At 71.2% G+C, this 25,238-nt stretch carries 28 protein-coding genes; 12 read left to right on the top strand and 16 right to left on the bottom strand.

Annotated features, from left to right (window positions below; all coding sequences use genetic code 11):
- Positions 1-15 precede the first annotated feature (15 nt).
- The 13 genes from O7609_RS00145 to O7609_RS00205 all read right to left on the bottom strand — a co-directional run bounded on the left by O7609_RS00145 (position 16) and on the right by O7609_RS00205 (position 10,288).
- Positions 16-435 carry a conjugal transfer protein TraB gene (locus O7609_RS00145; RefSeq protein WP_269742846.1) on the bottom strand — a complete coding sequence of 140 codons (420 nt, stop codon included), beginning with the start codon at positions 433-435 and terminating at the stop codon, positions 16-18.
- 21 nt (positions 436-456) lie between these two features.
- Positions 457-2,232: an ATP/GTP-binding protein gene (locus O7609_RS00150; RefSeq protein ID WP_443071959.1), complete on the bottom strand. Its 1,776-nt coding sequence runs from the start codon at positions 2,230-2,232 to the stop codon at positions 457-459.
- Between the two features lie 550 nt (positions 2,233-2,782).
- A complete protein-coding gene (locus O7609_RS00155) occupies positions 2,783-3,091 on the bottom strand; it encodes a hypothetical protein (protein WP_269742848.1) in 309 nt (102 codons plus the stop codon).
- Positions 3,088-3,558: a hypothetical protein gene (locus tag O7609_RS00160; protein WP_269742849.1), complete on the bottom strand. Its 471-nt coding sequence runs from the start codon at positions 3,556-3,558 to the stop codon at positions 3,088-3,090. Before O7609_RS00160 ends, O7609_RS00155 begins: the two co-directional genes overlap by 4 nt.
- A 239-nt stretch (positions 3,559-3,797) precedes the next feature.
- The gene (locus tag O7609_RS00165) at positions 3,798-5,660 is read right to left on the bottom strand and encodes a DUF2637 domain-containing protein (protein ID WP_269742850.1); all 1,863 of its coding nucleotides are present in this window, start codon (positions 5,658-5,660) and stop codon (positions 3,798-3,800) included.
- 167 nt (positions 5,661-5,827) lie between these two features.
- Entirely contained in the window at positions 5,828-6,634 is an 807-nt protein-coding gene (locus tag O7609_RS00170) for a hypothetical protein (protein WP_269742851.1), read from the bottom strand.
- Positions 6,635-6,715: 81 nt separating this feature from the next.
- Positions 6,716-7,540 carry a hypothetical protein gene (locus O7609_RS00175; protein WP_269742852.1) on the bottom strand — a complete coding sequence of 275 codons (825 nt, stop codon included), beginning with the start codon at positions 7,538-7,540 and terminating at the stop codon, positions 6,716-6,718.
- A gap of 155 nt (positions 7,541-7,695) precedes the next feature.
- On the bottom strand, positions 7,696-7,914 hold the full coding sequence (locus tag O7609_RS00180) for a hypothetical protein (protein ID WP_269742853.1): 219 nt from the start codon (positions 7,912-7,914) through the stop codon (positions 7,696-7,698).
- 220 nt (positions 7,915-8,134) lie between these two features.
- Positions 8,135-8,305 carry a hypothetical protein gene (locus O7609_RS00185; RefSeq protein WP_269742854.1) on the bottom strand — a complete coding sequence of 57 codons (171 nt, stop codon included), beginning with the start codon at positions 8,303-8,305 and terminating at the stop codon, positions 8,135-8,137.
- Positions 8,305-8,433, bottom strand: coding sequence for a hypothetical protein (locus O7609_RS00190; RefSeq protein ID WP_269742855.1), 129 nt, complete (start codon positions 8,431-8,433; stop codon positions 8,305-8,307). Before O7609_RS00190 ends, O7609_RS00185 begins: the two co-directional genes overlap by 1 nt.
- A 73-nt stretch (positions 8,434-8,506) precedes the next feature.
- On the bottom strand, positions 8,507-8,797 hold the full coding sequence (locus O7609_RS00195) for a WhiB family transcriptional regulator (RefSeq protein WP_269742856.1): 291 nt from the start codon (positions 8,795-8,797) through the stop codon (positions 8,507-8,509).
- A 21-nt stretch (positions 8,798-8,818) separates the two neighbouring features.
- Positions 8,819-9,103: a hypothetical protein gene (locus O7609_RS00200; RefSeq protein WP_269742857.1), complete on the bottom strand. Its 285-nt coding sequence runs from the start codon at positions 9,101-9,103 to the stop codon at positions 8,819-8,821.
- Positions 9,104-9,928: 825 nt separating this feature from the next.
- Positions 9,929-10,288, bottom strand: coding sequence for a sigma factor (locus O7609_RS00205; RefSeq protein WP_269742858.1), 360 nt, complete (start codon positions 10,286-10,288; stop codon positions 9,929-9,931).
- A 186-nt stretch (positions 10,289-10,474) separates the two neighbouring features.
- On the opposite strand from O7609_RS00205, the gene O7609_RS00210 reads away from it, so the two are divergent.
- The 5 genes from O7609_RS00210 to O7609_RS00225 all read left to right on the top strand — a co-directional run bounded on the left by O7609_RS00210 (position 10,475) and on the right by O7609_RS00225 (position 16,628).
- Positions 10,475-10,807, top strand: coding sequence for a GntR family transcriptional regulator (locus O7609_RS00210; RefSeq protein ID WP_269742859.1), 333 nt, complete (start codon positions 10,475-10,477; stop codon positions 10,805-10,807).
- A 150-nt stretch (positions 10,808-10,957) separates the two neighbouring features.
- Positions 10,958-12,382 carry a helix-turn-helix domain-containing protein gene (locus O7609_RS00215; protein WP_269742860.1) on the top strand — a complete coding sequence of 475 codons (1,425 nt, stop codon included), beginning with the start codon at positions 10,958-10,960 and terminating at the stop codon, positions 12,380-12,382.
- A 21-nt stretch (positions 12,383-12,403) separates the two neighbouring features.
- Positions 12,404-13,087 (top strand): RibD family protein, encoded by a 684-nt coding sequence (locus O7609_RS24525; protein WP_332330027.1) that lies wholly within the window; start codon positions 12,404-12,406, stop codon positions 13,085-13,087.
- The gene (locus O7609_RS24530) at positions 13,087-13,554 is read left to right on the top strand and encodes a deaminase (protein WP_332330028.1); all 468 of its coding nucleotides are present in this window, start codon (positions 13,087-13,089) and stop codon (positions 13,552-13,554) included. The genes O7609_RS24525 and O7609_RS24530 overlap by 1 nt, the downstream gene beginning before the upstream one ends.
- 1,745 nt (positions 13,555-15,299) lie before the next feature.
- A complete protein-coding gene (locus O7609_RS00225) occupies positions 15,300-16,628 on the top strand; it encodes a cell wall protein (protein ID WP_269742861.1) in 1,329 nt (442 codons plus the stop codon).
- 26 nt (positions 16,629-16,654) lie between these two features.
- Here O7609_RS00225 and O7609_RS00230 read toward each other — a convergent pair whose 3' ends face one another.
- The gene (locus O7609_RS00230; protein WP_269742862.1) at positions 16,655-17,662 is read right to left on the bottom strand and encodes a replicative DNA helicase; all 1,008 of its coding nucleotides are present in this window, start codon (positions 17,660-17,662) and stop codon (positions 16,655-16,657) included.
- Between the two features lie 207 nt (positions 17,663-17,869).
- On the opposite strand from O7609_RS00230, the gene O7609_RS00235 reads away from it, so the two are divergent.
- From O7609_RS00235 to O7609_RS00255, 5 genes are all read left to right on the top strand, one after another.
- Positions 17,870-18,163 (top strand): helix-turn-helix domain-containing protein, encoded by a 294-nt coding sequence (locus O7609_RS00235; RefSeq protein ID WP_269742863.1) that lies wholly within the window; start codon positions 17,870-17,872, stop codon positions 18,161-18,163.
- A complete protein-coding gene (tap, locus tag O7609_RS00240) occupies positions 18,160-20,259 on the top strand; it encodes a telomere-associated protein Tap (RefSeq protein WP_269742864.1) in 2,100 nt (699 codons plus the stop codon). The genes O7609_RS00235 and tap overlap by 4 nt, the downstream gene beginning before the upstream one ends.
- Positions 20,252-20,809: a telomere-protecting terminal protein Tpg gene (gene tpg / locus O7609_RS00245; protein WP_269742865.1), complete on the top strand. Its 558-nt coding sequence runs from the start codon at positions 20,252-20,254 to the stop codon at positions 20,807-20,809. Before tap ends, tpg begins: the two co-directional genes overlap by 8 nt.
- Positions 20,810-20,982: 173 nt before the next feature.
- On the top strand, positions 20,983-21,519 hold the full coding sequence (locus tag O7609_RS00250; RefSeq protein ID WP_269742866.1) for a hypothetical protein: 537 nt from the start codon (positions 20,983-20,985) through the stop codon (positions 21,517-21,519).
- On the top strand, positions 21,516-22,496 hold the full coding sequence (locus O7609_RS00255) for a hypothetical protein (RefSeq protein ID WP_269742867.1): 981 nt from the start codon (positions 21,516-21,518) through the stop codon (positions 22,494-22,496). The genes O7609_RS00250 and O7609_RS00255 overlap by 4 nt, the downstream gene beginning before the upstream one ends.
- A gap of 14 nt (positions 22,497-22,510) precedes the next feature.
- Here the strand turns inward: O7609_RS00255 and O7609_RS00260 are convergent, their stop codons facing one another.
- The gene (locus O7609_RS00260; RefSeq protein ID WP_269742868.1) at positions 22,511-22,966 is read right to left on the bottom strand and encodes a hypothetical protein; all 456 of its coding nucleotides are present in this window, start codon (positions 22,964-22,966) and stop codon (positions 22,511-22,513) included.
- A 157-nt stretch (positions 22,967-23,123) separates the two neighbouring features.
- Here O7609_RS00260 and O7609_RS00265 point away from each other — a divergent pair, with 157 nt between their 5' ends.
- Together O7609_RS00265 and O7609_RS00270 are read left to right on the top strand one after the other, a co-directional pair.
- A complete protein-coding gene (locus O7609_RS00265; protein ID WP_269742869.1) occupies positions 23,124-23,375 on the top strand; it encodes a ribbon-helix-helix protein, CopG family in 252 nt (83 codons plus the stop codon).
- 2 nt (positions 23,376-23,377) lie between these two features.
- A complete protein-coding gene (locus tag O7609_RS00270) occupies positions 23,378-23,749 on the top strand; it encodes a toxin Doc (protein ID WP_443071964.1) in 372 nt (123 codons plus the stop codon).
- Between the two features lie 61 nt (positions 23,750-23,810).
- Here the strand turns inward: O7609_RS00270 and O7609_RS00275 are convergent, their stop codons facing one another.
- Positions 23,811-25,160: a hypothetical protein gene (locus O7609_RS00275; RefSeq protein WP_269742870.1), complete on the bottom strand. Its 1,350-nt coding sequence runs from the start codon at positions 25,158-25,160 to the stop codon at positions 23,811-23,813.
- Between the last annotated feature and the right edge of the window lie 78 nt (positions 25,161-25,238).

Here is a 25,238-nt window from a genome sequence, read left to right on the forward strand (position 1 = left end):
GGTGGGGGAGTGGGGTCAGTGGTTGAAGAAGCCGGGCTTGGGCGTCCGCTCGCGCCGGTTCGAGCGGATGTCGTCCAGCGCGCCGTAGAGCTTGGAGTGGGTGCGCTTGGTCTGGTGGGTGAGGTCGGCGGTCTCCTGCGCGGTGTCGTGCAGCTTCTTGACCTGCACACCGGCGCCCCCGAGGGCGACGCCGACGTTGTCGGTCAGCTCCACGAACTTCGGGTCGAGTTCGGCGTTGGCTACGTCGCGGGCCGCGTCCTCGGCCCGCTTGGTGTTCCTGCGGACGCTGCGCAGCAGTTCCTCCAGGCCGAGCCCGGCGTCGTCCAGCGCGCGCCCGAGGGTCTTGAGCTTGGCCTGGACGGCCTTGTAGCGGTTGTCGCCGTCGGCCGGCGCGGGCACCGCGCCGCTGGGGCGGGGTGCGAGTTCGCTGCTCATCAGCGCATTTCCTCCCTGGTTCTAGTCGTGGTGGGCGGCGGCCGAGGTGTACTTCAGGCCCGCGTCTTCCTTGGCGGCCATGTCCTGGCCGTAGATGCGGGCGACCATGGAGGCCGCGAGCTTGGCGGCCTCCATGGCCAGGCCGCACTCGGTCGCGCACCGTTCGGCCTGCTGCTTCATGCGGGCCGCGGCGTCGGCCAGGTCCGAGATCAGTTCGGTGACCTCGGTGCTGACGTTGTGGTCACCGATCAGGTCGGTGGCCATGTCCCGCAGGGCGTCGGCGACCTGGTCCAGGGCCTCGGCGAGGGCTTCGGCCCGCTCCTGGTCGGAGGCGGCCTGGATGGCGATGTTCGCCATCTCCATCAGGTACGCGTCGAAGGTGATGTCCGTACGGTGCTGGGCACCGAGGCCGCCCGCGCCGGACGGCCTGCTGACTTCCGAGCTGCTCACGCTGCTCCCTTCCGTGCCGGGCCGGCTGGTGCCGGGCCGCTGCGTGTGCTTCTCCGGCGCGGGCGGCAGGCCCTTGACGCCGGTCGTGACGGCCGCGGGCTCGTCGGGGACGATGTCCGCGTCGACGATGTCCTCCTGGCCCTTCGCGGGCCGCTGCGGCGGGCGGGTGGGATGGTCGGGCCACTCCCACGTCGAGTCGGGGTCTGCCGTGCCGAACGGGCTGTCCGCCCCGCGGCCGCGCCGACCGGCACGACCCGTACGACCGCGCCCCGCACGCCCGGTCCGGCCGGTGCGGCGGGCGCGTCCGGTCCGGCCGGACCCGCCCTCGCCGGTGCGCCGGCGCCGGAACCGGCGCCGCTTCTTCGAGCCGTCAGACGCCCCGTCACCGGCCGTGGAGCCCTTGCCGTCCTTCGCCGCGGTGGAGGCCCCGTCAGGGCCGTCCTTAGCGGTCTTCCCGCCCTTCCCACCGGTGCCGGCCTTGCCAGCCTTGTCCTTGTCCTTGGTCAGGTTCACCTTCTCGGTACCGGCCTTGCCGCCCTTGTCCTTGGCGTCCTTGGCGTCCTTGGCGGCCTTGGCGTCGGCGCGGCGCTTGTCCCAGTGGCGCTGGGCTTCCTCGCCGACGGCCTGGCCCAGGGTGGTGCGGCCGGGTGCGGCCGACGCCGCGGCTTCCCGCTTCGCCTTCCGCGCCGCGTCCCGCTCCTGCCGCTTGGCCCGGCGGTCCTCCCACGCCTGCTGCCGCTGGGCGCGGGCCTGGTCGCGGTCCCGGGTCCGGTCCGCGACGCCGGCGGCGTGCCCGGCGCTGCGCCGCTCCTGCCGCCCGGCCTGCCTGGTCCCGGCGCGCTCCTGGCGGCCGCGGGCCCGCTCAACGCGGGCGCTGGACGCCGGACCGTGCTGCTGCTGCGGCCGGCCGCCGCCGTCACCCTTCGAGCCGCCGCCCCGGCCGGAGCCTCCTGAGCCCGCCTGAGAGCCTTTCGAGCCCCCGGACGACCCGTTGCGCCCGGAACCGCCTGTCTGGCCGCCAGAGGAGCGGTCAGGGCCCTTCGCGCCGCCCTTGCCGCCTGAGCCGCCCCCGGTCGATCCGTATCCGGAACGGCCTGCGGGGCCACTGGAGTTGGAGCCGCGCGCGCCCCCGGACCGGTTCGGCCCCGGGCCCGGGTTGTTGCGGGACGGCCCGCTGCCGCCACCGCCGCGCCAGGACCCGCCGCCGGCCTTCGAGCGGCCCTTGTCCGCCCCCAGGCCGGAGCCGGGCGACGTCATGCGGTCGGCATCGGCCTTTGACCGTGCCGCTGCCTTGTCGCCTTTCGCTTTCATCATCGCGGCGTGGAGCTTTCCGTTCTGCTCCATCATCGCGACTTCCCTAGCGGTGCGGCCCTCCAGCAGCGCGGCCTTCCGCGCTATTTCAGCCTCGCGGAAAGGCGCTTCGCTTTCATGATTGGCCCGCGCCATTTCCAGCCGGAATTCCAGCCAGTCACCGAGGCGGTCAGCGAGAGAACGAGGCTGCTCGTATTCGCCTTCCTCGTATTCGCCGTCCTCTTCACTGGTTTCCGGTGCCGTAACTCCTTCGGAACGCAGAGCCGTCGACGGGTCCGGAGCAGCCGGAATCCGTGGCAGTTCCATCGTCGTCTCTTCCGGCGACTCCGGCGGAGCCTCGGGAATGTCTTCCGGCGGCGGAATGGTGTCGCCGTAATCCGGGATCGGCGGTGGCACATAGGTGGAATCACCACTCCAGGGACCGCGGACCAAGGTCCCGGTGCCGTCCTCATCGGACACGGTGCGCCTCCCTCCAGGGGACTTGACAGAGCGTGGGGTCTTGTGTGCACGCGCGTGCACGGGCACGTGTGCACGCTTTACGCGTGCGAGGCCCGCCGGAGCCCGGCGGGGCCTTCGCTGGTGACGTTCAGTGACGCGGGGGGTGCTGCTCCACGACCTGCTCCGCGTACTGCATCAGGTCGTTCCAGATCCGTCCGCTGCCCTCCACCCGGTCGTCCATCGCCGTGATGAACAGGCGGCAGATGAGCGCGAATCCGGAGTAGACGTCCTGGCGATTCGCCTTGACGTCCTTGGCGATTCGGGATCGTGTCAGGCGGAGCCAGAATTCCATCAGCCCTGCCTCGCCGCGAGATTCGCGGGCTTTCTTCGCCTCTTCCTTCAGCCAGTTCTGGCGCCGCTGAGCGGAGCGTTCGGCGCTGCTGAGGGGGCGGTTCACGCCGACTCCCGACCGAGGTCGTAAATCGACGTAGGAGCACTGTACCCGGAATTCTGGGTCCGCGCACCCTCCTGCGGCGGGTTGGGCGCGGCCTGCAGCGGCTGCGGGTTCTTCTTACGCTGCCTTTCCAGCTCCTTTTCCTTCCTGCCCTGGGCCGTATTCACAACGGCCTCGTCGTGGGCGCGGCGCTTGTAGGCGCTCCTTTCCAGGCCCTCGGTGAGGTTGTTCAGGTTCTTGAGCACGTTCCCCAGGGCCTTCTCCACGGGCCTCGCGCGCAGCCTGGCGTGGTACCAGCGGTCACCCTCCACGTGCGTCTCGCGCAGGTGAACGCGGGTCTCGATCGCGAGGGTCTCCAGGTTCTTGCCGATGTCCAGCAAGACCCGCTGAACGTCAGCCAGGTACCGGGCGGTTGCCTCCGGGCTCTGCGCGACGTCGCGCAGAGGGGAGTGGTTCGGGTCGGTGGTCACAGGGGGCCTCCATGAGGGGGTATCGGATCTGCGTGCGTCCGGCACCGCCGGCGGGAGCCGGCCGGCTGGTGGGCCAGGCTCCCGGCGGCGGTGTCGGGGTGGGCCGGGCGGCCGTGGCCGCCGCCATGCCCGTCGCCCCCTCTGGGTGAGAGGAGCGGCGGGTATGGCGGCCGCCATGAGCGCCCGGATACGGGACGGCGGCGCTGCCGGGCGCGCGGTACACGCCCGGCAGCGCGCGGTCAGGCGGCGACCGGCTGCAGAGGCTGGGAGCTGGCGGCGGCCTCCTGGTCGAGGAGTTCGTGGGCGCGCTTCAGGCGGTCCTGCGCGGTGCCCTGGGAGACTCCGAGCTCCTGAGCAACCGCTGCGACGGTGACCCGCTGCTCCTGGCCGGCGGGGGCGAGCTGCTGGGCGCGGATCATGGCCGCCACCCGGTGAGCGTCCCAGTCGGCCTGCCCCATCCGGGCCTTCGCCGCCAGTTCAGCCGCAGCGGCTTCCAGTTCAGCGGCGCGGCGCCGCTGTTCAGCGGCAGCGGCGGCGTGTTCAGCCTCACGCCGCTCAGCGGCGGCCTGCCGCTCGCGGGTCTGCCGCTCGCGCTCCTTCTTCTCCTGCTCGGCACGGAGGGCGGCGGCGGCGTGTTCAGCCTCACGCCGCTGGTGTTCAGCCTCACGCCGCCGGTGTTCAGCGGCGGCCTCCTCCGCCTTCGCCGCGGCGGCCTCGTGCTCCTTTGCCTGGCGCAGCAGCCGGGCAGCTTCCTCACGCTGCGCGGCGGCAGCGGCCTCCGCGCGGGCCTCGGCTTCAGCGGCCAGTTCGCGCTGTTCAACCTCAGCGGCCAGGGCCTGGCGCCGCTTCTCCGCCTCCAGGCGAAGACGGTGCTGCTCTTCCTCCGCTCGCAGGTTCACCTCCTTCTGCTTCAGCTCCAGCTCGCGCTGACGGGCCTGTTCCTGCAGGTCAAGGCGCTGCTTCTCTTCTTCGGTACGGGCTGCGGCCTCGAGCTGGGCGGCTTCGGCGGCCCGGTTCCGCTCGATGGCTTCCTTCTCCGCGAGCAGCCGCGTCCGCTCCAGTTCGGCCTCCAGGGCGGCCGTCTCCTCCGCCCGGGCGGCCTCCGCGCGGCGGCGGTCAGCTTCTTCCGCGAGCCGCTTTGAATGCGCCTCGGCGTCTTCCTGAACACGGCGCGCTTCGGCTTGAACCTCGGCCTGCCGCTTTTGAACGGCAGCCTGCTGGCGCTGAATCTCGGCTTCGGCTTCCGCCTTGGCAGCCTGCCGGGCGAGTTCGATGCGGCCCTCAGCCTGAATGCGTTCGAGTTCGGCTTGAATCTCCGCGTCCCGGATCTGAACGTCGGCCCGGACCTTCTGAACGGCGGCCTCGGCACGCTGCAGGGCGGCGCGTCCCTGCCGCTGCTGCTCTTGAACGTCTTCGAGAAGCGGCACTCCCAGCGCCCGTTCCACTGTGAACCCGAAGGCCGCGAGGTTGAACGGCAGCAGTTCGTCTGGGCTGGCGGCCTTCTTCCACCTCTTCTCGTGGCCGGCGTAGCGCTGACGCAGCCGCTCTCGGTAGATGCGGATCTGCCGGTCCTGCTCCAGGGCCTGGACGTAGGTCATGGACCACAGCCGCATCCGGCGGGCGATCCGCAGCGTGGAGAACGGTGCGAGCAGCCACCGCGAGCGCGGCACCTTCTCCTTCTTGGTCCGGCCCTTCGCCGCCCCGATGTGCGCGGCGTACAGGTGCGCGGCGATCTCGGAGAAGACGACCCACAGGCTCGCGAGGACGGCGTGGCCGACCTGCGAGGGCAAGCTTGTGGCCGCTTCCCAGTTGAGATAGATCGTCACCGCGGTGCCCGCGCGGGGCACCCACTTGACCCACCACAGCGGCCGGTCGAACCGCACCAGCAGCAGGTTCACGATGGAGAAGGCCAGGATGGACAGGTCGATACCGACCGGCAGCAGCCACGGCCAGGACCAGCCCCAGCCGCCGGCCTCTGCCGGCGTGGCGGCCTTGGCCTCCAGCGCCTGGTAGCTGGAGATCAGCCCGAGCGTGGCGACCCCGGTGCCCAGCAGCACTCCGAGGGCGATCAGCCACTTCTCCCACCGCTCCAGCGTCCGCACGGGAGCGGTGCCGGTGGTTCCCGCCGGTGTCGCGTTGTCCGTGTCGTTCTCCGGCGCCAGGTCGTCCGCGGGCTCGGGCTCCGGGCGGCGGTCGTCCTTCCCGGCCGGGAGCGCCGGCGGTACGGCGGCCTGCTGTTCCTCGTCGGGGCGGGTATCGGGCGGGGCGGTCATGAGCGGGTCTCCATGATGTTCGTCAGCGGGCGGGGGTTGAGGGCCGGGCCGGCCACTTCCTTCGTGGTGGTGCTGCGCGGCTGGCTCTTCGGGGCGGCCTGTCCGGTGTCGAGCCAGGCCAACGCCTCCCGTGCGACGTCCGCGACCGCGAGCTCGTAGGAGGTGGCGTCCGGCAGCCAGCTCTTCGCCAGGTCCGCTACCTGAACGGCGAGTCTGGGCGTGTCAATGGCCTCCGCCCGAGCCGCCTCCACGGCAGCAACCACAGTCGTGGTTGCTGGGAACGGGTGGTCAGGGAGGCAGCGGACCCAGCGCCAGGGGATCGCCGTGTCAGTGACCTCCCGGGCCCTGGCCACCCAGGCTCCGGGCATGCCGCCGTGCCGCTCCGCCATCTGCTCGGCGGACTCGGAGTCGGGGTGGGTACTGTGCACGCGGCCCCAGTGCAGGAGCACGACCAGGTCGGTGTTGCCGAGCGCCCGCAGCAGCGCAGACAGCTCCTCGCGATGGCCAGCGGCCTCGGCCTGTGCGGCGCCCCGGACCAGGTGCGGGTGGGGCATGAGCGACCAGGCCGCGCACAGGCGGGCCGCGGTGAACACCACCACGGCGACTGCGGCGTGCACGGCCGTGTCGGGCAGGCCGCTCGCCTGCAGGTCCAGCAGGGACGCGGCTGTGGCGGCCAGCGCGATGCCGGTGGCCAGCTGCGGCCGGTCCGCCGGCCGCAGCGTCGGGCGGGCCGTGGCGGGGTGGGGGCACGACGCCGCGACGCGGCACCACCTGCCCCGGCGTGCTTGATAGCGTTTGAACATGCGATGCGCTCCTTGTCAGCGGGTCGCGAGCAGAAAGAAGAGGCCCCCAGCCCGGGGCCTCTTCGCATATCGGGGTGCGCGTCAGTGCTTGCGGACGGTTCCGTTGCCCGCCGTCGCCCGCACGTCCAGGTCGCCGCGGTTGCGGACGCCGTACAACTTCACCGAGCCGTTGCCGGCCTTGGCGACGATGCGGCCGGCCGCCGCGGGGGCCACAGTCATGGCGATGGAGCCGTTGCCCGAGCGGACCTGGGCGGCGCTGCCGGCGTACTGGTCGACCTTCACGGAGCCGTTGCTGGACTCGGCGTCGATCCACTCGGTGACCGTGCCGACCTTGATGGAGCCGTTGCTGGCCTCGGCCTCGATCCGGCCGACGTTCTCGGCGTGGATGGAGCCGTTGACGGCCGAGCCCTGCAGCGCGGCGAGCACCCCGTAGGTGTACAGGCTGCCGTTCTCACTGCGGTACTTCACGCCCGACCCGGCGGGGAGAGTGACCAGCACCTCGACGCCGGTCGTGCCGTTGATGACCGTGCCACCCCGGCCACCGAAAACCGTCGTGGTGCCGTTCACGGTGATGCTGGAGTAGCTGTTCCCGCCGATGAACACCCCGCCGCCATTGAACTGGCCGGTGGTGGGCGGGAGCGGCGGTACGACGACGGTCAGCCGCTCCGCCGACTGGGAGATGCGGGTGTCCCGGACCGCCTCGGCGGCCGGGCCGTCCGGGTCAGTGGTGCGGACCCGGACCTGGGCGACCTCGGCGGCCGGGTCGATGGTGACGTGCACGACGCCGTCCGGGCAGGTGATGTCCGCCAGCACCGGGCCGGTAGCGCTGGACGCGGTGTAGGTGCGCTCGGGGGTGTGGTCGTTCTTCGTCAGGCCGGTGCCGATCACGGTGGTCCTCCAGGACACGAAAAGGGGGTGCGGTGACCTCGGCCGGAGGGCCGGCCGGGGAAGCGGTGGGTGCTCCCAGCGCTCTCCACCGCCACCGGACCGCGCAGAAGCGCGGGCCGGTGGCGCGTGGGCAACGGTGGGCTGCCGGTGCGCAGTCGAGAAGGGATGGCCGGTCAGGCGGCGGTGCTGGCGGGGTAGATGATGTGGCCCACCAGCTCCCCGTCCGTCTCCAGGACGATGCCGCAGCCGCCGCAGGTGTAGGTGATGGTGTCGCCGTCGCGTGCGGTCACGTCCATCTCGCCCCCGCAGCAGTCGGGGACGGCCTCACCGATCTCGTCCGCCTCATCCAGGCGGTAGCCGAAGACCTCAGGTCCGTCGCAGCAGCAGCTCATGTCGGTGTCCTCTCCGTGGTGGTGGTGTTGAGCCGGGCGGCTCTCCGGCGCTGCCCGGTCAGGCCGGGCAGCGCGGGAGAACCGGCGGCCCCTCACCCGGCGAATCGGGGGAGGGGCCGCGCGGATCAGGGCGTTGAGCGTCAGCGGCGGCCGTTGTCGCCGCTGCTGTTCTTGTTCTTCTCCCGCAGCTTCTCCAGAAGCTTCTGCCGTTCGGAGTCGGTCATCGATGCCCCCGTGCGGACTCCGGGCCGAGCTGCGCCTGGCCGTAGATGTCGTCGAGCTGCGCGTCGCTGTAGTGCCGGTCCAGGTCGCGCTCCAGCTGGGCTGCCGACGACGGCGTGCCCTGCTCGGAGTCGCTGGACTGCGTGTTCTTGCTGGCGAAGAGTCCCATCAGCGACCGCCCCCTTGCTGCGCGGCGCGGCGGGCGTCGTCCTCGCGGGCACGCCGCAGTGCTTCGTCGGCCTGGTTGGGGTGCTGGTGGTCCGCCCGGCGGGCGGATGCGATGATGTGAGTGTTCAAGGTTGCCCCTTCCTGGGCGATCGGGCGGCTCCCGGAGGACCAGTCCGGGGGCCGCCGCTTTTGTGTGCAGGGGTCAGGCCGCGGCGCGGCGGACCCGGCCGGCGGCCGACCTGCGGCGGGCGACCCGACGCTTCTCGCGGCGCCGCTCGTCCTCAGACATCCCGCCCCACACGCCGTGCTCCTGGTTCGTCTCCAGGGCCCAGGCCAGACACTGCTCCATGACAGGGCAGCGGTTGCGGCAGACGGCCTTGGCCTCTTCGATCTGCAGCAGCGCCGGGCCGGTGTTCCCGATGGGGAAGAACAGCTCCGGGTCGTCCTTCGCGCAGGCGGCGAGCTTCCGCCAGTCGACGATGTTCTTGTCCATGCCGGTGTTCTCCTTCTCGTCTCAGCGGGTGCCAGCCACGGCGCGCAGCGCGCTGCGCAGCACGGTGCCGTGCGGGTCGGTGTGGAGCGGGTGGTCCGCGCAGGCCGACGCCCAGCTCTGGTGGGTGTGGCAGGTGACGCGGTGATCGGCGTTCAGGCCACCGGCTTCCTCAGCCGCGTCCTCGGCGGCGAGTACCGTCGGCAGGTCGCAGTGGGTGAGGTTCTCGTAGGCCTCGAAGTCGGCGGCCAGCCAGAAGGTGGGGTCGCCGTGCTGGGACACGAAGTCCAGCGGGGTGGTGATGGCCATGGCATCGGTCCTCGTCGTTGAGGGGTCGGGTAGTGGCCGGGGCGTCCTGTATCCCCCCGCACGCCACCGCCCGGTGCAGCTGGGCGTTGGTGACGACAGGCAGCACAGGAACTGCCGGCGCACGTAGACTCACGCGCGGACCAGGGCCGCAACTCCGCACGTCAGAAGTGCTCCCCGCACAGGCGGGGATGGTCCGGAGTCGAAGTCGGCGGCGGTCCAGCCGGGTCGGTGCTCCCCGCACGCGCGGGGATGGCGTGGAGCGTGGCGTCCTCCGCGCTCTCCACCGCTCACCGGACCGCCAAGGGCGGGGCGGTGAGCGTCTGGGCAGCGCGGGGCTGCGGTAGTGGTTGCGCGGCGCCCCGGTGTGCGGGGCGCCGGATCTCATCACGACGCGGACCGCGGGCCAGCCCGGGAGATCCGTCCGGGCGGGCGAGTGCGGTGCAAGGTGTGCCGCGTCGTTCTTTAACGTCGTGGGGATGCCGGCCCTCCGTTGCTCTCCATCAGTGATGAGCGCCCGGTTGGTACTGCACCGGACCGCCCCCAGGTACTGAGCGCCTGACGGGTCATCGCACGTGCCGACTGCCACCACCAGCGGTAATGGCGCCTCACGACGGGTTTCCACTCACCCCGGCCGGTGCGGTCACGGCCGGTACTGCGGTGGTGGATCACGCTGTGGAGTTCTGAAACAACGGCCGCTTCCTTCGGATCCCGTGCCGGGTATGGCAGCTGGAGGGGCCTCCGGGCGGTGCTGGTTGCCGGGCCGTGGTGGCCCGGCTCCCACTGCCGGCGCCGCCCGCGGGGGCGGTTCCGGCCGAAGGAGCCGGATCAGGCAGCGGCGGGAAGCAGCTGCTCGGGAACGGGGCCGTCGACGACGCGGTGCGCGGCCAGCACCTCCGCCAGGAGCTCGTTGGCGTCGGTGGGGGCGGCGGTCTCCTGCAGGCCCAGAACCTCCCGGACCGCGAACGCGAGGCAGTCCGGCAGGCCCGACTCCGGGTCGACGCTGTCGGCCTGCGGGACGCCGCTGTCCGCACGGGTGATCACGCGCAGCCAGGCGTCCTGCGCCAGGTCCTCCACCTGGTGCGGATCGCGCTCGTACCGCGTGATGAAGGCCAGCAGGGTGCTGTGGTGGCGCCGCACGAGGCGGTTCAGCAGGTGGTCGGTGGCGGGGAACTGCGTCGCGTTCATGAGGTGGGTCTCCCTTCGGTGTTCGGGCTCTACGTGATCCCGGCCAGGACAGGTGGGGGCTTTGCCGACCCATCCACCTTGTTGGCATATCTAACTTAGCTGATACAGTCCGGGGAGTGTCAAGCGGTTCGTTGATGAAGCTATGGAAGCTAGCTATGTCGAGGGGGTCGTCCTACGATGGCGCTTATGAGCAACGAGGCCGTGCAGCCGTACCAGCGAATCGTTCAGGACGTGCGGGACAAGATCCGCACGGGACGGCTGACTGCCGGGACCAAGCTGCCCAGCACACGGGAGCTGGCCGACGAATACGACGTGGCGCCGGGCACCGTCCAGCGGGCGCTGGCTGAGCTGCGAACTGCCGGCCTCATCTACTCGCACCAGGGCCGTGGGTCGTTCGTCACCGAGACCGCTAGCGAGAGCATCCAGGATGCAACTGCCCGTGCTCTCGCGGAACTTCAGGATCAGGTCCAGAGCCTTGCGGCCCGTCTCGACAGAATCGAGAAGGGGTGCGATGACTGACGTCCTTCCCTGCGTCTCGTTGCGCATGGCCCCTCCTCGGCGGCGTCGACTTCGTTAGCAAAGTTGTAGACCCGGCCCAGGAGCGAGTTCCAGATCAGACGTGTATCCAGTCGCTGGATACGCCGAGTGGAGACATGGAGGGATCGCCAAGTGGGGCAGCAGCCGAACGTGCTGACGCCGGAGCAGCGCCGCTTCGGACACACGCTTCGAGAGTTCCGTCAGGCGCGCGGGATGTCCCTTCGCGAACTGGCCGCGAAGTCCTTCATGTCGCACTCCAAGCTGCAGAAATGGGAGAACGGCTCACGCCTGCCGAAGCACCGAGCGGAAGTCGAGCTGGTCGACTCCCTGCTCCGAGCCGGCGGCGTGTTGGTCGACGTCTGGGAGCGGATCAGTCCAGCTGCGCCCGGACGGGCCCCTGTATCCGTTTCTGCTCCCCATGTATCCGAAGCGTCCGTCGGGCTGGCCACGGCCGGCATTCAGCGGGCAGCGTCTGATCATGAGGGGATCTTCATCCCCACTCGTCTACGGGATGGAACGGTGGTATTCGTGACGCTCGATCGACGCGACCTGCTGCGCGGTGGGGTGGGCATCGGTGCTGCGGCCGCATTCGGCATGGGCACGCCAGCAGCCGCGGACTCAGAAGTTGTGCAGAGCCTGAAGCAGCCCCCACGGGTGGCCTCCGCGTACAGCGGCACGCCCCTCGAGTACTTCAAGCAGGCTCGCCGACTGCTGATCGACAACGACAATCTGATGGGGCCCAGGCACGCCATCGCAGCCGTACGCGAGTACATCGAGCACATCAAGACCCTGCGCCGCGACACCAAGGGCGTCGACCGCCAGGGCCTGATGGAGCTCCAGACGCAGTACGCGGAGTTCGCCTCCTGGCTCTACCAGGACCTGGGCGACTTCGACAGCGCGGAGTTCTGGCTCGACAGGGCGTTCCAGTGGAGCCACACCGTCGGCGATGGTGATCTGACCTCCTACGTCATGGCGCGCAAGGCCCAGCTCGCCGGGGAGAAGCGGGACCTGGTCGACGTTGTTGATCTGGCCGAGGCGGCGCAGCGAATGGCACGGCCCCGGAGCCGCCTTGCGGCGGTCGCCCGGACCTTCGAGTCGTACGGCCACGCGCTCCGCGGGGATCCCACCGACAGTGAGCGCGCGATCGACGACGTCCGCAACGCCCTCGATCGCGTCTCCAGCGACACAACCCCCTGGGGTGTGTGGCTAAACGAGCAGTACGTCGATGTCCATCGCGCGCAGGGTCTGGAGGTGCTGGGGAAGCACGCCCAGGCCGCGGAGATCTTCACCAAAGCCATCAAGTCCCTGCCCGAGGGCTACCACCGGGACCGAGGCGTCTACCTGGCCCGCGCCGCAGTCGCCCACGCTGGCGCCGGTTCACCAGAGGAGGCCGCCGCCGTCGGGCTCCAGGCCTTGACCGTCGCGAAGGACACCGGATCCGGCCGGATCATGCGCGAGCTCGTCCGTCTCGACAGGTCGCTGGTCCCGTGGCAGCGCCAGCCGGAGGTGTCCGCCTTCCGCGAGAACTTCGACGCCGCCCTTGCCCACGAAGCCTGAGAGAAACGGATCACCGACCCCATGACCCCACGCCCGTACGTCATCCTCTCCGCCGCCATGTCGGTCGACGGATACCTGGACGACACCAGCCCCGAGCGGCTGCTCCTGTCCAACGAGCCCGACTTCGACCGCGTGGACCAGGTCCGCGCCGAATCCGACGCCATCCTGATCGGCGCGAACACCATCCGCCGGGACAACCCCCGCCTGCTGGTGAATAGCGAGAAGCGACGTGCCCAGCGCGTGGCAGACGGCAAGTCGGAGTACCCGCTGAAGGTCACCGTCACCGCGAGCGGCAACCTGTCCGCCGACCTGAAGTTCTGGCACCACGGCGGCGAAAAGCTCGTGCTCACCGTGGACGGCGCGGTGGAGAAGGCGCGCGCCACGCTGGGGGAACTGGCCGACGTCGTAAGGGTCGGCCCCGAGCTCGACTGGGGCCTGGTCCTCGATGAGCTCGGCCGCCGGGGTGTCGAGCGGCTGATGGTAGAGGGCGGCGGCACCATCCACACCCAGCTCATGGCACAGAACCTGGCCGACGAGGTCCACCTCGCTATCGCCCCGCTGCTCGTGGGCCAGCCCGAGGCAGCGAGGTTCCTAGGGGCCGCCGACTACCCAGGCGGCTCGACGGCCCGCATGAAGGTCCTGGAGGTCAGGGCAATCGGCGACATCGTCTTCGTCCGCTACGCCCCCAAGGAGCGCACCGCCTGATGTATGCACCCGACCGAGACCAGGACCTGCGCTGGATACAGCGCGCGATCGACCTGGCCACGCTGTGTCCCCCCGCCGCCGGGGCCTACTCGGTCGGGGCGATCATCGTGGGCGAGGACGGCACCGAGCTGGCGGCCGGCTACTCCAGGGAGGCCGACCCGCACGAGCACGCCGAAGAAGCCGCGCTCGCCAAGCTGTCCAAGGACGACACGCGACTGGCCGGAGCGACGATCTACAGCACCCTGGAGCCATGCTCCCAGCGACACTCGCCGCGCACCCCGTGCGCACAGCGGATCCTCGCCGCCGGCATCCCGCGGGCCGTCATCGCCTGGCGCGAGCCGTCGCTGTTCGTCGACGACTGCGTCGGCTACGAGCAACTGGTGAAGGCCGGGGTCACCGTGGTGGAACTACCCGAACTCGCGTCGGCCGCAAAGGCAGCCAACTCGCACCTGGGCAGGTTGGAGTGACTGCGTTGAGGCTGTTCCTCCCCGCTGGCCTCGACACCAGCATCAGCTTGTGGTTGGTCCCCGGCCCGGAGGTGCACAGGGCGCAAGGCGTCCAGGGCTGCTCGCAGCGTTTCCGCTGTGCCGTCGGAGGTCCACCCCGGCGGTACAGCGAGTTTGAGCATCGGTGCTTCGGGCGGACCGAAGCGGGTCGGGCGGCAGTCAACGATGGGGACGAGCCCGCGACGGCTGACGTGGACCAGCACCGGCTTGCCTGCGCCGACCACGTCGATGAGCTCGCGGCGTGCGACGGGGCCGATATGACGCTCGCGCTTCCCTCGGGCGGGGAGAAGGATGAGTCCGTCGAGTTGTGGAGCGAGGGTTCGCCATCTGGCGGCGTAGTCGGCGCTGCTGGTGAAGGTGTTGTGGAAGTGGAGAATCTCAGCACCGTGGAGCTGGTGGTGGATCCTGTCCAGCAGCCCTCTCCAGTTAGGACGTCGCTTCACGGCTGGAGGGGCGCTCACGTAGACGCGGACGGGAGTACCGGGCGCGCGCTGCGCCGCAAGCTGCCGCATGGCTGTGATGTATCCGTGCCTACGAGCTGCGGACGCGTAGCTGGCCAACGGTGGTTCCGTGCGAGGCTGCATGGCGCACATCATGCCTCTCCGGGCAGGCATGACGGGAACGCAGGCGTGTGCGCGTTCCCCGGGAGGCCGCTGAAACAGCGTCAGCTTGCTTTCGAGCGTTGTCGCAGCGGGTCTTCGAGGGGCCGGCAGATCCGAACGACACGTATGTTCCGGGCACCACGCAGAGTACTCCGAGGGAGTAGGGTGTCTCCCGAGCTTGATCAAAATAATGTGGCCCCGTCAACCGGCAAGCCGGGAGGGGCCACATGGTGGCCGAGGACCTTTGTGGTGGGGGTCCAGCGGCCAGACCGAACACCTTTCAGCGAAGAGGAGGTGTCGGCGTGATCCAGGGTACCTGCACCCGCCGACAGACGCACAGCACCCCGCCGTGGGGCCAGCGACGCCTTGAGCGCTGGTCCGTCGACGGGGCGTTCGTGTTTTCGCGCACGCCCAACCAGCCCTCTTCCGAGGGGGTCGGGATGACGTAGGTCTATGGGACGGCCTCTGCCGCCCGGGGCCCGTGCCTCATGGTGATGCCAGTCACCGCGGCCAGCGCCCCATCTGCTCTCCGGTCCGGCCTGCCACAGCCTCCCGGAGGAGTTGTTCGCCCCGGTACCACCCGGCTCGAACAGTTCGATCTTCAGGTTCTTGGACGGAACCGAAACCCACCGAAGAGGGCTTCTGTGTGCCTTCCCTCGGAAAGGCTGGCTTCATCATGCCCGACAGGGCTGACATCTGTCAGCCCCGGCAGGCCCGTACGGGTCGTGTCGGGGCCTATTACGTGACGAAGGCCACCCCTGCGGGGGTGGCAGGTGAGGTACGTCACGTCCGCCCGGTGCTGGTGGGGCGCTCCTGTCACACCTCTATCGGTGTGACCCCACTTCTCACCCTTCCTAAGATCCGCTGCCCCTACGATCCGACTGGCCAGACCGCGCACGCCGCCCATCTGCGCGGCGTGCGCGGTCCGCGTGCTGCTGTGACGCACGTCACCGACGTTCTTCCTGTTCGGCGTCACACCGAGGCCGCCGCGCGGACCTGTAGCAGGTGTGCACCCTTTTCTGTCTGCTCCCCGCTGTCCCTGCCCGATGCCGTCCTGCCTGCTCGCCGCCCCGTCCGGGTACGCAGCGGGCTGGGGGTGAGCCGGTGAGCGCGGGCGTGATGGCCCGGCCGGTCACCGTGCCGGGGCCGCGGTCGGCTCCGGACGCCGATGCCGTTCAGGGCGAGGTCGGGTTCGAGCTGGTGCGTGGCACGACGGCGCAGGATGTGGCGCGGACGCGGTCTCGGCGGGTACAGCCGCGGGCGTGGCTGCGGGCGGTGTCCTGGCTGGTGGGTGCTGGGCTGCATCCGCGAGCGGGGGCGACGACGTTGGCGGTCGCGCGGGATCTCGCGGCGCGGATGGACTACATCGAGGGCCTGGTTCTGTACGACCTGGCGGGCACCGCGGCGCGGTTGAAGGTGTCCAGGGCAACGGTGAAGCGCCATGTGGCGGTGTTGCGGGAGCTGGGCGCGCTGGTGTGGCTGCGGCACGGCAGCAAGCGGAACCTGCGGCTGCCGGGGCGGAAGTACACGGGGACGGCCACGATCTACGGCGCGGTGGTCCCTCCCGTGTACGACGAGGCGATGGGGCACCGACTGTCCGGCACCGGCTACCAGGCCCGGATCGTCGGGATGAGCGAGGCCGGCCGCGAGCGCGCCGTGGCCGTAGCCCGGCAGGCGGCGGAGGCTGTGGATAACCCCTCCGGCAAGCCTGTGGAAAACCGCAGGCCAGCGGAGCGTGAGCCCCATTCTCGTGGGTGGTACAGGAGGAGTCAGAAAGTTGAGGTGAGTGGTGGGTTTAACTACACCTCGCGCAAGCGCGCGAGCCGCCCCAACCGATCGACGTCCCCCTCCAAAACCAGCAGCAGCGGCGCGGGGCGGCGGCGGAGCCCGCTTCAGGTAGCCCGGGACATCGCGATCGCCCGCCAGGTGCGGCCCCTAGTGAACTGGACCCAGCCCGAGCAGCTACGCCGGCTGGCGTTCGCGGTGCGCCCGCTGATCGACCAGGGCCAGGACGCCCACGACATCGCCGCGGAGCTGCACGCCTGGCAGTACGCCGGAGGCCCCGGCATCACCTGGCGGCCGCAGCAGCCGGCCGCGTACATCACCGCCCAGCTCAAGCGCCGCGCCGAACGCGAGGCGGCCGAGCACGGCTTCGTCACCGCGCAGGACAGCCCGGCCTGGCAGACCTACCTCTCCCAGCAGCGCGCCACCGCGGCCCTGCAGGAGCTGATCGAGACCGCGAACACCCCGGAGCGGACCGACGAGGACCGCCGCCAGGCCCGCTACGCCGCCCAATACGATCCGCAGCGGGTCCTGGACCACCTCAGCGAGTGCGGCGAGGACGACGCCTTCGACCTGTACGGCTGGCGCCTGGTCTCCTGGGCCCACCGGCTGGCCGACTCCCCCCACCTGCGCCAGCGGAGCTGGGCGTGAACCGCCCGACACCCGGCAGGGCGGGTTCAAGGCGCGTGTTCGGGCAGTTCGGGATCGGCTGCGGGGGCCGGCAGGAACACCGGGTCGAGTCTCAGGTCGTTGAAGCGCCCGTAGGTGCCCTCGAAGCCGGCGATGACGGTTGCTTCGGGGCCGAACCGGTTCTTCGCCACGATCAGGTCGGCTTCCCCCACGCGGGGCGACTCCTTGTCGTAGGCGTCCTCCCGGTGCAGCAGGACGATGGTGTCCGCCGCGAAGGTGATCGCCCCGGACTCCCGCAGATCATCCAGCGCCGGCCGCCGGTCCACCCGCTGCTCCGGCCCGCGGTTGAGGTGGCACGTCGCGACGATGGGAACCTTCAGCGCCAGGGCCAGACGCTTCAGGTCCCGGACCACATCACCAACCTCCCGCTCCCGCAGATCGTTGCGCTGCGGCGGCGCGATGTCCTGCAGTCCGTCCACGGCCAGCAGACGCACACCGCGGCGCGCGTGCAACTGGCGGGCGTCGGCGGCGAGCTGGGAGGCGGTCATCGTCCCCGGGGCGGCCAGGAACAGGGGAGCATCGTTCATCCGGACCATCGCCTTGGCCAGCCGGTTCCAGGCGTCGTCCGACGCGGTACCGGCGCGCATGTCGGTCAGGGCCACGTGGGACTCGGCCGCCAGGATCCGCATGGCCAGGTTCTCCCGAGACTCTTCCAGACTGAACAGGCCGGTCGGCACCCTCTCCCGGATCGCGATGTGCCGGCAGAAATCACTCAGAAGGGTGGTCCGCCCCATCGCCGGCCGGGACGCGATCACCGTCAAGGTCCCCGGCTGCAGCCCGTAGGTGAGCTTGTCCAGCGACGGGAAGCCGGTGCTCAGCCCCAGCAGACCCGGTCCACGCTTGTTCGACGCCAGCTCCACGACATCGAGAGCGTCCTCCAGTGCGTCGTTCAGCTCAACGACACCCGTAACCGTTTCCTCCGCCAGGCGGGGCACGGACTGCTCAGGCACCTCATCCATGGGCCGATACTCCAGCACCGCAGACCAGACCGGCACAGCGACGGACCGTTCCGGCCGAAATCCGCCCGCTCCAGCCTGCTGCCGACCCTAAGCCTCCAACAGCCCGGCAGCAGGCGGGCTGTGCGTCCGCTGCCGGATCGCGAGCGAGGCCCGGGCCGGGGCGGCGGTGACCCGGTGAAGCGGGCTGACAACCCAGCGAACAGGTACTATGCTGGTTGCACATCAATGATGGCAGGTGAGCATATGCCCAGTTCGGAGGAGCGGTTGCGGCTCACGGTCGCGGCTCTGCTCTACGCCACCGGCGAGACCCAGCGGGACCTGGCCGCCGGGATCGGCCGCGGGCAGTCGGAGGTCTCGCGCCGCCAGTCCGGCGCGGTGGCCTGGACGCTGGAGGACCTCGACGCCCTGGCCGCCCACTACGGCATCGCGGTACCGGACTTGCTGTGCGGCGCCGACCACGCCGTCGCCCAGCTGCCCGCACGCCGCCGCGCCGACGTCCTCGGCGGCACCCAGACCGTGATCGGAGACGAGACGTGAGCGACGACTTCAACGCCGCGGTCGACGCACTGCTGGACCAGGCCGCGCCACTGCCCGACCCGGCCGAGCGGGAACGGCTGCGCACCGCCGGCGGCCTGTCCCGCACCGACATCGCCAAGGCCCTGGGAGTGACCACCTCCACGGTCACCGGCTGGGAGACCGGCAAGTCCGCCCCGGCCAAGGAACGCCGCGCCGCCTACGCCCGGCTGCTCGAAGGCCTCGCCCAGCGCTACTCCGCCCCCGAAACACCGCAGGTCAGCGCCCCGGAGCCGCGCGGCCGCGAGAGCTCGCCGCAGGCCTCCAGCTCTCCGCAGGAGGCGCCCGGCGACGTCGTCCAGGCCCAGCCCGCCCCGGCGATCGAGTCGGCCGCCGACGCGGCCCCGGCGAGGACCAAGCCGTCGTCGCGACGGCCAGAAGCGAAGAAGACGGCTCCCCGGAACACCGCGGCAGCCGGTGGGCGGTTCCCGCACGGGCCGCTGGGTGTGCTGGACGGCGACGGCACCGTGTACGGCGCGGGCGGGCTGGTGCTGGACTGCCCGGCGGACACCATCCCGCAGTTGGTGGAGTGGACGCTGTCGGAGTCCGGGATCGGAGCCGAGCGGCTGCACCGCAACGGCCGCGACAGTGATCCGCTGATCGTGCTGACCGCCGCGGCCGCGCAGCGGCTCGGGCTGCCCGAGCGGCTGACCGACCGCAAGGGCCTGCGCCTGGGCGAGGACCACCCGGTCGTCAAGGAGATCGCCGCCGCCGACTGGCAGCTCACCCGCCGGGGGTTCGGCCCGTGGGCCCGCGTCTACCGGCCCGCGACCGGCGGGCAGCGGCAGTGCGTACAGCTCGCCGTGCTCGGCTGGGACGCCCTTGATGCCCGCGCCTGGGGCGAGGTGGCCACGTGGCCGGCCGCTGACATCGCCCAGGTGCTCGGCACCTACGCCGCCCGCGTTCTCACCCCGCGCGGCTCCACCGCCGTGACCGGCCTGGAACTCATGACCGCGCTGCGGCCGCCAACCCGTCCGGTGAGGGACACCGACGGCGGCTGGACCTCCGGCCCCGTCCCCGGCTCCCTCACCACCCCGGTCGACCCCGCGCCGCCGGAGGCCCCCGAGGAGCACCCCGTCGCCGCCGGCCGCGCCGAGGACCAGGTCCTCGACGAGGAAGCGTACGAGTGGGTGCGCGACCCGGAGCTGCTGGACGATGAGGAGTGCGCGCTGCCGTTCGCGGTCGGCCTCGACGTCAACATGGCGTTCGCCGCCGCCGCCAACCGGCTGAACGTCGGACTGGGCGAGCCGGTGCACACCGACGGCCCGCGGTTCGACAAGAAGATCCCCGGCTGCTGGTACGCCGACCTCTCCCACATCGAGCTCGACGAGCGCTTGCCCAGCCCGTTCACCCCGCACGGCGGCCGCCCGACGGGACCCGCCTGGTACGCCACCCCCACCCTGGCCTACGCCCAGGAGCTCGGCCACGAGGTCCGGCCGCTCGAGGCGTGGCTGCGCCCCGCCTCCGGCCCATACTTGGACCCCTGGTACGAGCGGCTGCGCGACGCCTACCTCGCCACGATGGCCGACCTCGGCGTCACCAAGGGCCTAGACCCGGAGGCGTTCCTGGCCGCGATGGCCACGGCCAAGGCCACCGACCCGGGCGCGGCCGCCGTACTGTCCGCGATCAAAGCCACCGTAAAGGGCGGCATCGGGAAGCTGCGCGAGCGCCCGCAGGGCGCCCGGTACCGGCCCGGTGAACGCTGGCCGGCCCTCGAGCGGCCGACCTGGCGGCCCGACATCCGCGCGGCGGTCATCGCCCAGGCCCGCACCAACATGCACCGCAAGATGCGCGCCATGGCCGCCACGGCCGGCCTGTTCCCCCTCGCCGTGCTCTCGGACTGCGTGGTCTACCCCGCCGCCGGCCTCTCCCCGCTGGACGTCCTCCCCACCGACCAGGCGACGGGCAAGCCGCTGCCCGGCACCTTCCGCCTCGGCGTCAGCCCGGGCATGGTCAAGCATGAGGGGACCATGGAGCTGTGGCGCTGCGTCGAGTACATCGAGACTGGGGCGAACCCCGCCCGCCACATCAAGGACGACGCGGAGGCCCAGCGTGGGTGAGATCGGCGACAGCATTGAGGCCGCGCTGCAGGCCACCCAGACCCGCCCGATCCCCGTCAGCCCGCAGGCGCGGATAAAGGCGCTGGTGAAGGCGGAGAAGGGCTCGACCAAGGCGACTGCCGCCCGGCTCGGCTGCTCCCAGCGTCAGGTCGAGCGCTACCTGGCCGGGCAGGTCAAGCGGCCCACCCCACGCCTGGCGGGGGCGCTGGAGCGGGAGCTGCGCCGCGTCTGGCAGCCGCGTCTGCGGGCGCGGGCCATCAAGAAGGCGGCCGCCGCCGGGATCGTGGTGGAGACCCGTGCCCGGTTCGGGTTCACCGCCGCCGGCGGCAGCACGGACGACCCGCGGATGCGCCGCATCACCGAACAGCTCCCCCCGAACATCGCCGCGCAGCTGCTCGCCGCCCACCAGGCCGGTGCCGACGAGCAGCAGCTCGCCCAGATCCTCGCCGACGGCCTCGGCTACGCCTACTTCCGCGACCGCGGACGGCGCGCGGACGGCCTGGAGGTGGAGCTCTCCGACGTCGACTACTGCGACCTGGACCTCCTGTGACCCCTGTGCTGCGGGGCCAGGGTGAAGTCCCTGGACTGGGCGTGGAGTTGGCCGGGGTCGATCTACCGTGAGCGTGACGCGTTCTCACCTGCCGCGGCAGGTGCAGCACCGGCCCGGGCTGGGGAGAGAAGAGACGTCACCTTCCGATCGCGAGCGCCTCTGGGCGGGGGTTTATGAGTAGCGTGGAGCAGATCCGCAGCGAGTACGCCGGGCTGCAACAGCAGATCGCCGGCTACTGCGAGGAGATCGAGGACCTGGAGCAAGGCGAGCTGGAGTTCAACCGCGTCTACGACCAGCTGGTGCGCTCCACCCGGCAGCTGGTCGCCGCGGACGCCGAGCTGCCAGCCAAGCTCGCCGAGCCCGGCCGGCACCTGAGCGAGCGGGTCGTGCGCTGGTCCTGGCGCGGTCAGGCCGCCCTCGGCGCCATGCTGGCCGTGGTGGCCGCCGTTCCGGCCTCCTGGTCGCCGTCAGCGTGGTGGCTGCTGCTGATCATCCCGCACACCGCGGCCGCGCTGGCCGGCAGCCGGATACGCGTACCGGCCCGCGGCCATATGGACCTGCGTGCGGCGGCGATCGTCCTGCACCCGGTGTGCGCGCTGGTCATCGCGATCGTCACCGGCCTGGTCTCGGCGTGGTGGATCCTCGCCGTCGCCGTCGGTTGGGTGGTCGTCGGCGGGCTCACGATGGACGACAAGGCAGGCAAGCGATGACCTACCCGGCCGCTGACCCGAACGCCCTGCGGGGCCTGGAGAGCCGCGTGAACGCCGCGGTGTCCAGCGTGCGCTCCCAGATCGAGGACCTCGCCCGCGATGTCGAGGACCTGCAAACGAAGGTCGGCGACACCGACGACCTCGACTACACCCTGCGGAGCCTGAAGGACAGCATCGAGGACTTGGAGGCCACGGCCGAGCGCCTCGAGGGCGAGCTCGACGACCACACCAGCGACACCGAGCGCACTCTGAAGAAGCTGACCGCCCGCGTCCGGCTGCTGGAGAACCTCGCCCGGCCCGCCGAGGACGCGCCCGCCGCCGACCTGGACACCATCGACGCGGCCTGGAAGGAACTGGCCGCCACCGCCCAGCGCGGCACCGAGGCCGCAGCCCACCTGCTCACCGACGCCGCCCGCCAGACCCACCAGGCCGCCATCAACCGCCACCGCGAGACCCAGCAGCGGCGCCACGACGCCCAGCAGCGTGCCATCACCGCCGCCAAGACCCTGGCCACCACCACCCACACGGAGCGGGCCCACAAGAAGGCCGCCAGCGACTTCACCACCGCGCTCACGGCGGAGGACAGCGCCCGCGCCAACCTCGGCGCCCTGGCGGCCGAGGCGAACACCGCCCGCCTCGCCCTGCAGACCGACGACCGCCGACGCCGCGAAGCCGAACCGGCCATCGCCGAGGGCACCAAGGCCAGCCGCAAGCTCGCCATGACCCTGCGCACCCGCATAGCCCGTGCCCTGGCCGACCGCGCGGTGCTGCCCGTCTGGTTCGTGACCGTGCTCGGGCCGGCCCCGCCCGCCGACGCCACCCAGAAGTGGATCGACCTGGCCGTCGACGTGCTCGTGTACCGGATCACCCACCAGGTCACCGACCCGGTCGTCGCCCTGGGGCGAGCGCCCCACGACGCCGCCGGTGCCGCGCAGCACCGCGACCTCACCCAAGCCCTCAGGGCCTGGACCAGCTGACGGCGCGACGGCGGTCAGGCTAGCGGCACGCTCTGGTTCCCGGGCAGTTCCGTGCCGTCAGCGAGGGTGATGTAAGGGCGCATCTCCTGGTACGGGATGCCGTCGGTGCGGTGCAGATGCCGCAGCTCGTCTGCCGGGACGACGAAGTGAGCGGGCGGGCCGCCAGGAGCGAGCTGATGGGGGAGAGACGTGGACCAGTTCACCGGCCTGGTCAGGACCATCCGCCGGTCACCGGGAAGCCTCACTCCCCATCCGGTGATCGTGGCGGGCCGTCCCCCGGTGTTCGCGGCCTCCACCCCGACGAAGTGGTCCCCCAGCGTCCGGCTTCCGTCCGGCAGATCGTAGGCGGGGACCATGTTGGTCACCTTGACCGTGACCTTGGGGCCCTGATCCGCGGCCTTCGTGCTGCGGCGCCCGTAGTGGATGCCTACCCACACGCCCGCGAACGTCCCGACCAGGCCAAGTGCCATCCAGATGTCCACCGCACACTCTCTTCACCCCAGGCGAGTCTTTCTTCACCCGAGGGTATGCCTCACCGCCGACACCCGGCTCGTTCCGAGCCCTGCCCGACCCGGAGTATCGGCGAACCAACCCCGATGCTGTACGGGCTGCTGTACGCTCAGGGGCATGTCGAAATCCGTGACGATCCGCGTCGATGAGCAGCTGTACGCCGCCCTGAAGGCGCAGGCGGAAGCCGAGGGGACCACGGTTACCGCGCTGATCACCCGTGCCGCCCATGACGCGGTGCGCGACCCGCGTCTGGAGGGCGCCGCGGAAGTGTTCCGGGCCTTCGCCGCCGACAACGCCGACGCCTTCGCGGCGGCGTTCCCCGATGACGAACCTGGCCGCCTGGACGCTGCCGGCCGGTCGGCCGCCTGACCGTGGACCTGCACGTCGATATCCGCTGGCTGCTGGAACGCCAGGCGGACCTCCTGCCCAAGCACCCCGAGGTCCACGACTTCTCCGCACTGGTTGCCGCCGTCGCCCGGCACCGCGTGAACACACCCCGCATCGGCACCCCCACCGGCGCGGCCTGGTGGGCGGCGGCCCTGATGGTCACTCTGGTCCGGCTGCGCCCGCTGCCGGCCCGCAATGCCTTGTTCGGCGCGGCCGTCGCGGTGGCCTACATGGATGCCTCCGGCCAGGGCATCGACCCTCCCTACGGTGCGCTCATCGACCTCGCCCGCGACATCGATGCCGCGCGGGCCGACGTCTACGACACCGCCGACCGCCTGCGATCCTGGCGGATCTGACTCTGCTGCGTGGGGGGAGGGGCCCAGGGCAGCGGCCCCCTCCCCCACGATGAGCAGCGGGCTATGTCTGCGGGCTGGGCTCTCCGACTTCTGCCGACGCCTCCTCTTGGGGCTGGACGCCTGTGTTCGGGTTCCCGCCGGTGCCGTCCGGCTCGCCGGCCGGAAGGGAGGTCGGGGTGCCCTCCTGTTCCTGGTCCGGGGCGGGGGCGCCGGTGGTGGGAGTGCGGTCGTCCAGGGTGATGGTGATGATGGGTCCGCCCTCGGTGGTGAGGTCGGCGAGCTCGGTGGCGATGCGGTCGTAGGTGGTGGCGGCCAGCGCCCAGTCGCCGTCACCTTCCCCGGCAGTGTGGCGGGCGTTGAACAGGCTGATCAGTACGGCGATCAGGGACCGCCCTGACACTGCGGCGGCGATGCGGTCCTGGCCGTGGTCGCTGATCTGGGCGGGCATCCGGAAGTGGTCGTGACGCCCGGCCCGGCCGGTGAGGAACTCCCAGGTGTCCCGGTGGCATACCAGCACCGCGTGGGAGACCTGGGCGGCCCGGCGCAGCAGTTCCCGGTGCGCGCCCAGGTCCTGCTGCTCCTCCCGTGCCCCGGCCTGGTCCTGCTGCGTCCCGGTCTCCTCCTGGTCGTGCACCTCTTCGGCTGGCGGGGGCCGGCGCAGGGCGGCGATCTCCTCCCGCAGTCCGGCCAGGCCTTCCCGCGTCTCCTGCCGGCAGGTCTCGGCCTGCGCGGCGGCGTCCTCGCTCCAGGCCGCGATCTGCTCCCGGGCCCCGGCCGCGGCCCTCTCCTGCTGCGCGGCCTGCTGCTGCGTCTGTTCGGCCAGCCCGGTGTGAAGTGGCTGGAGTTCTTCGCGCAGTGCGGCCACCACGGCCTCGGTCACTTTCTCCATGAGGAGTTCGGCGATCTGGCTTGCGAGCGGGAGACCGGCCCGCGGCATCACCTCACCAGTCGGACCGGCCTCGGTCGGGCTCTCCTGGCCCTCCGTGGGACCGGAAGCCGCTTCGCTGACCAGAGCGGTCACCGGTGGCGGCCAGGACTCGGAGGCCGCCTCCGCGGGCTCACCGGCAGCCGGCCCCGGCTCGGGTGCTTCCGGCTCCTCGGCGCGCGGCTGGCCGATGGTCTGGCGAAGCCGCTGCACGTCGTCGCGCAGCAGATCCAGCGTGCGCTGCACGTCAGCGAGGTCTTCCCTGGTCAGTGCTGCCTTCTGGGTGTTGCGCACGTCGGTGCGCATCCGCCCCAGTTCCGCCGTGACGTCTTCGCCGGCTTTCCGTACGGCCTGCTCGCCGGCGCTGCGTGTGCCCTCGAACTCCTCCCTGAGCGAGGTCCGCAGCTCACCGCGCATGTCCGTCAGCGTGTTGTGCAGCATCCCCAGAGACTGGGCGAAGTCGTCACCGTTGCTGTTCTTCCGCACCAAGACCGATCCTCATCTCTACGGAATGTAGTTACGGGATGTCTGGCTGTACTCCGAGTGGGTGAAACTCGAACGGGG

Origin of the sequence: Streptomyces sp. WMMC1477 (assembly GCF_027460245.1) — a bacterium.
GTDB lineage: Bacteria > Actinomycetota > Actinomycetes > Streptomycetales > Streptomycetaceae > Streptomyces.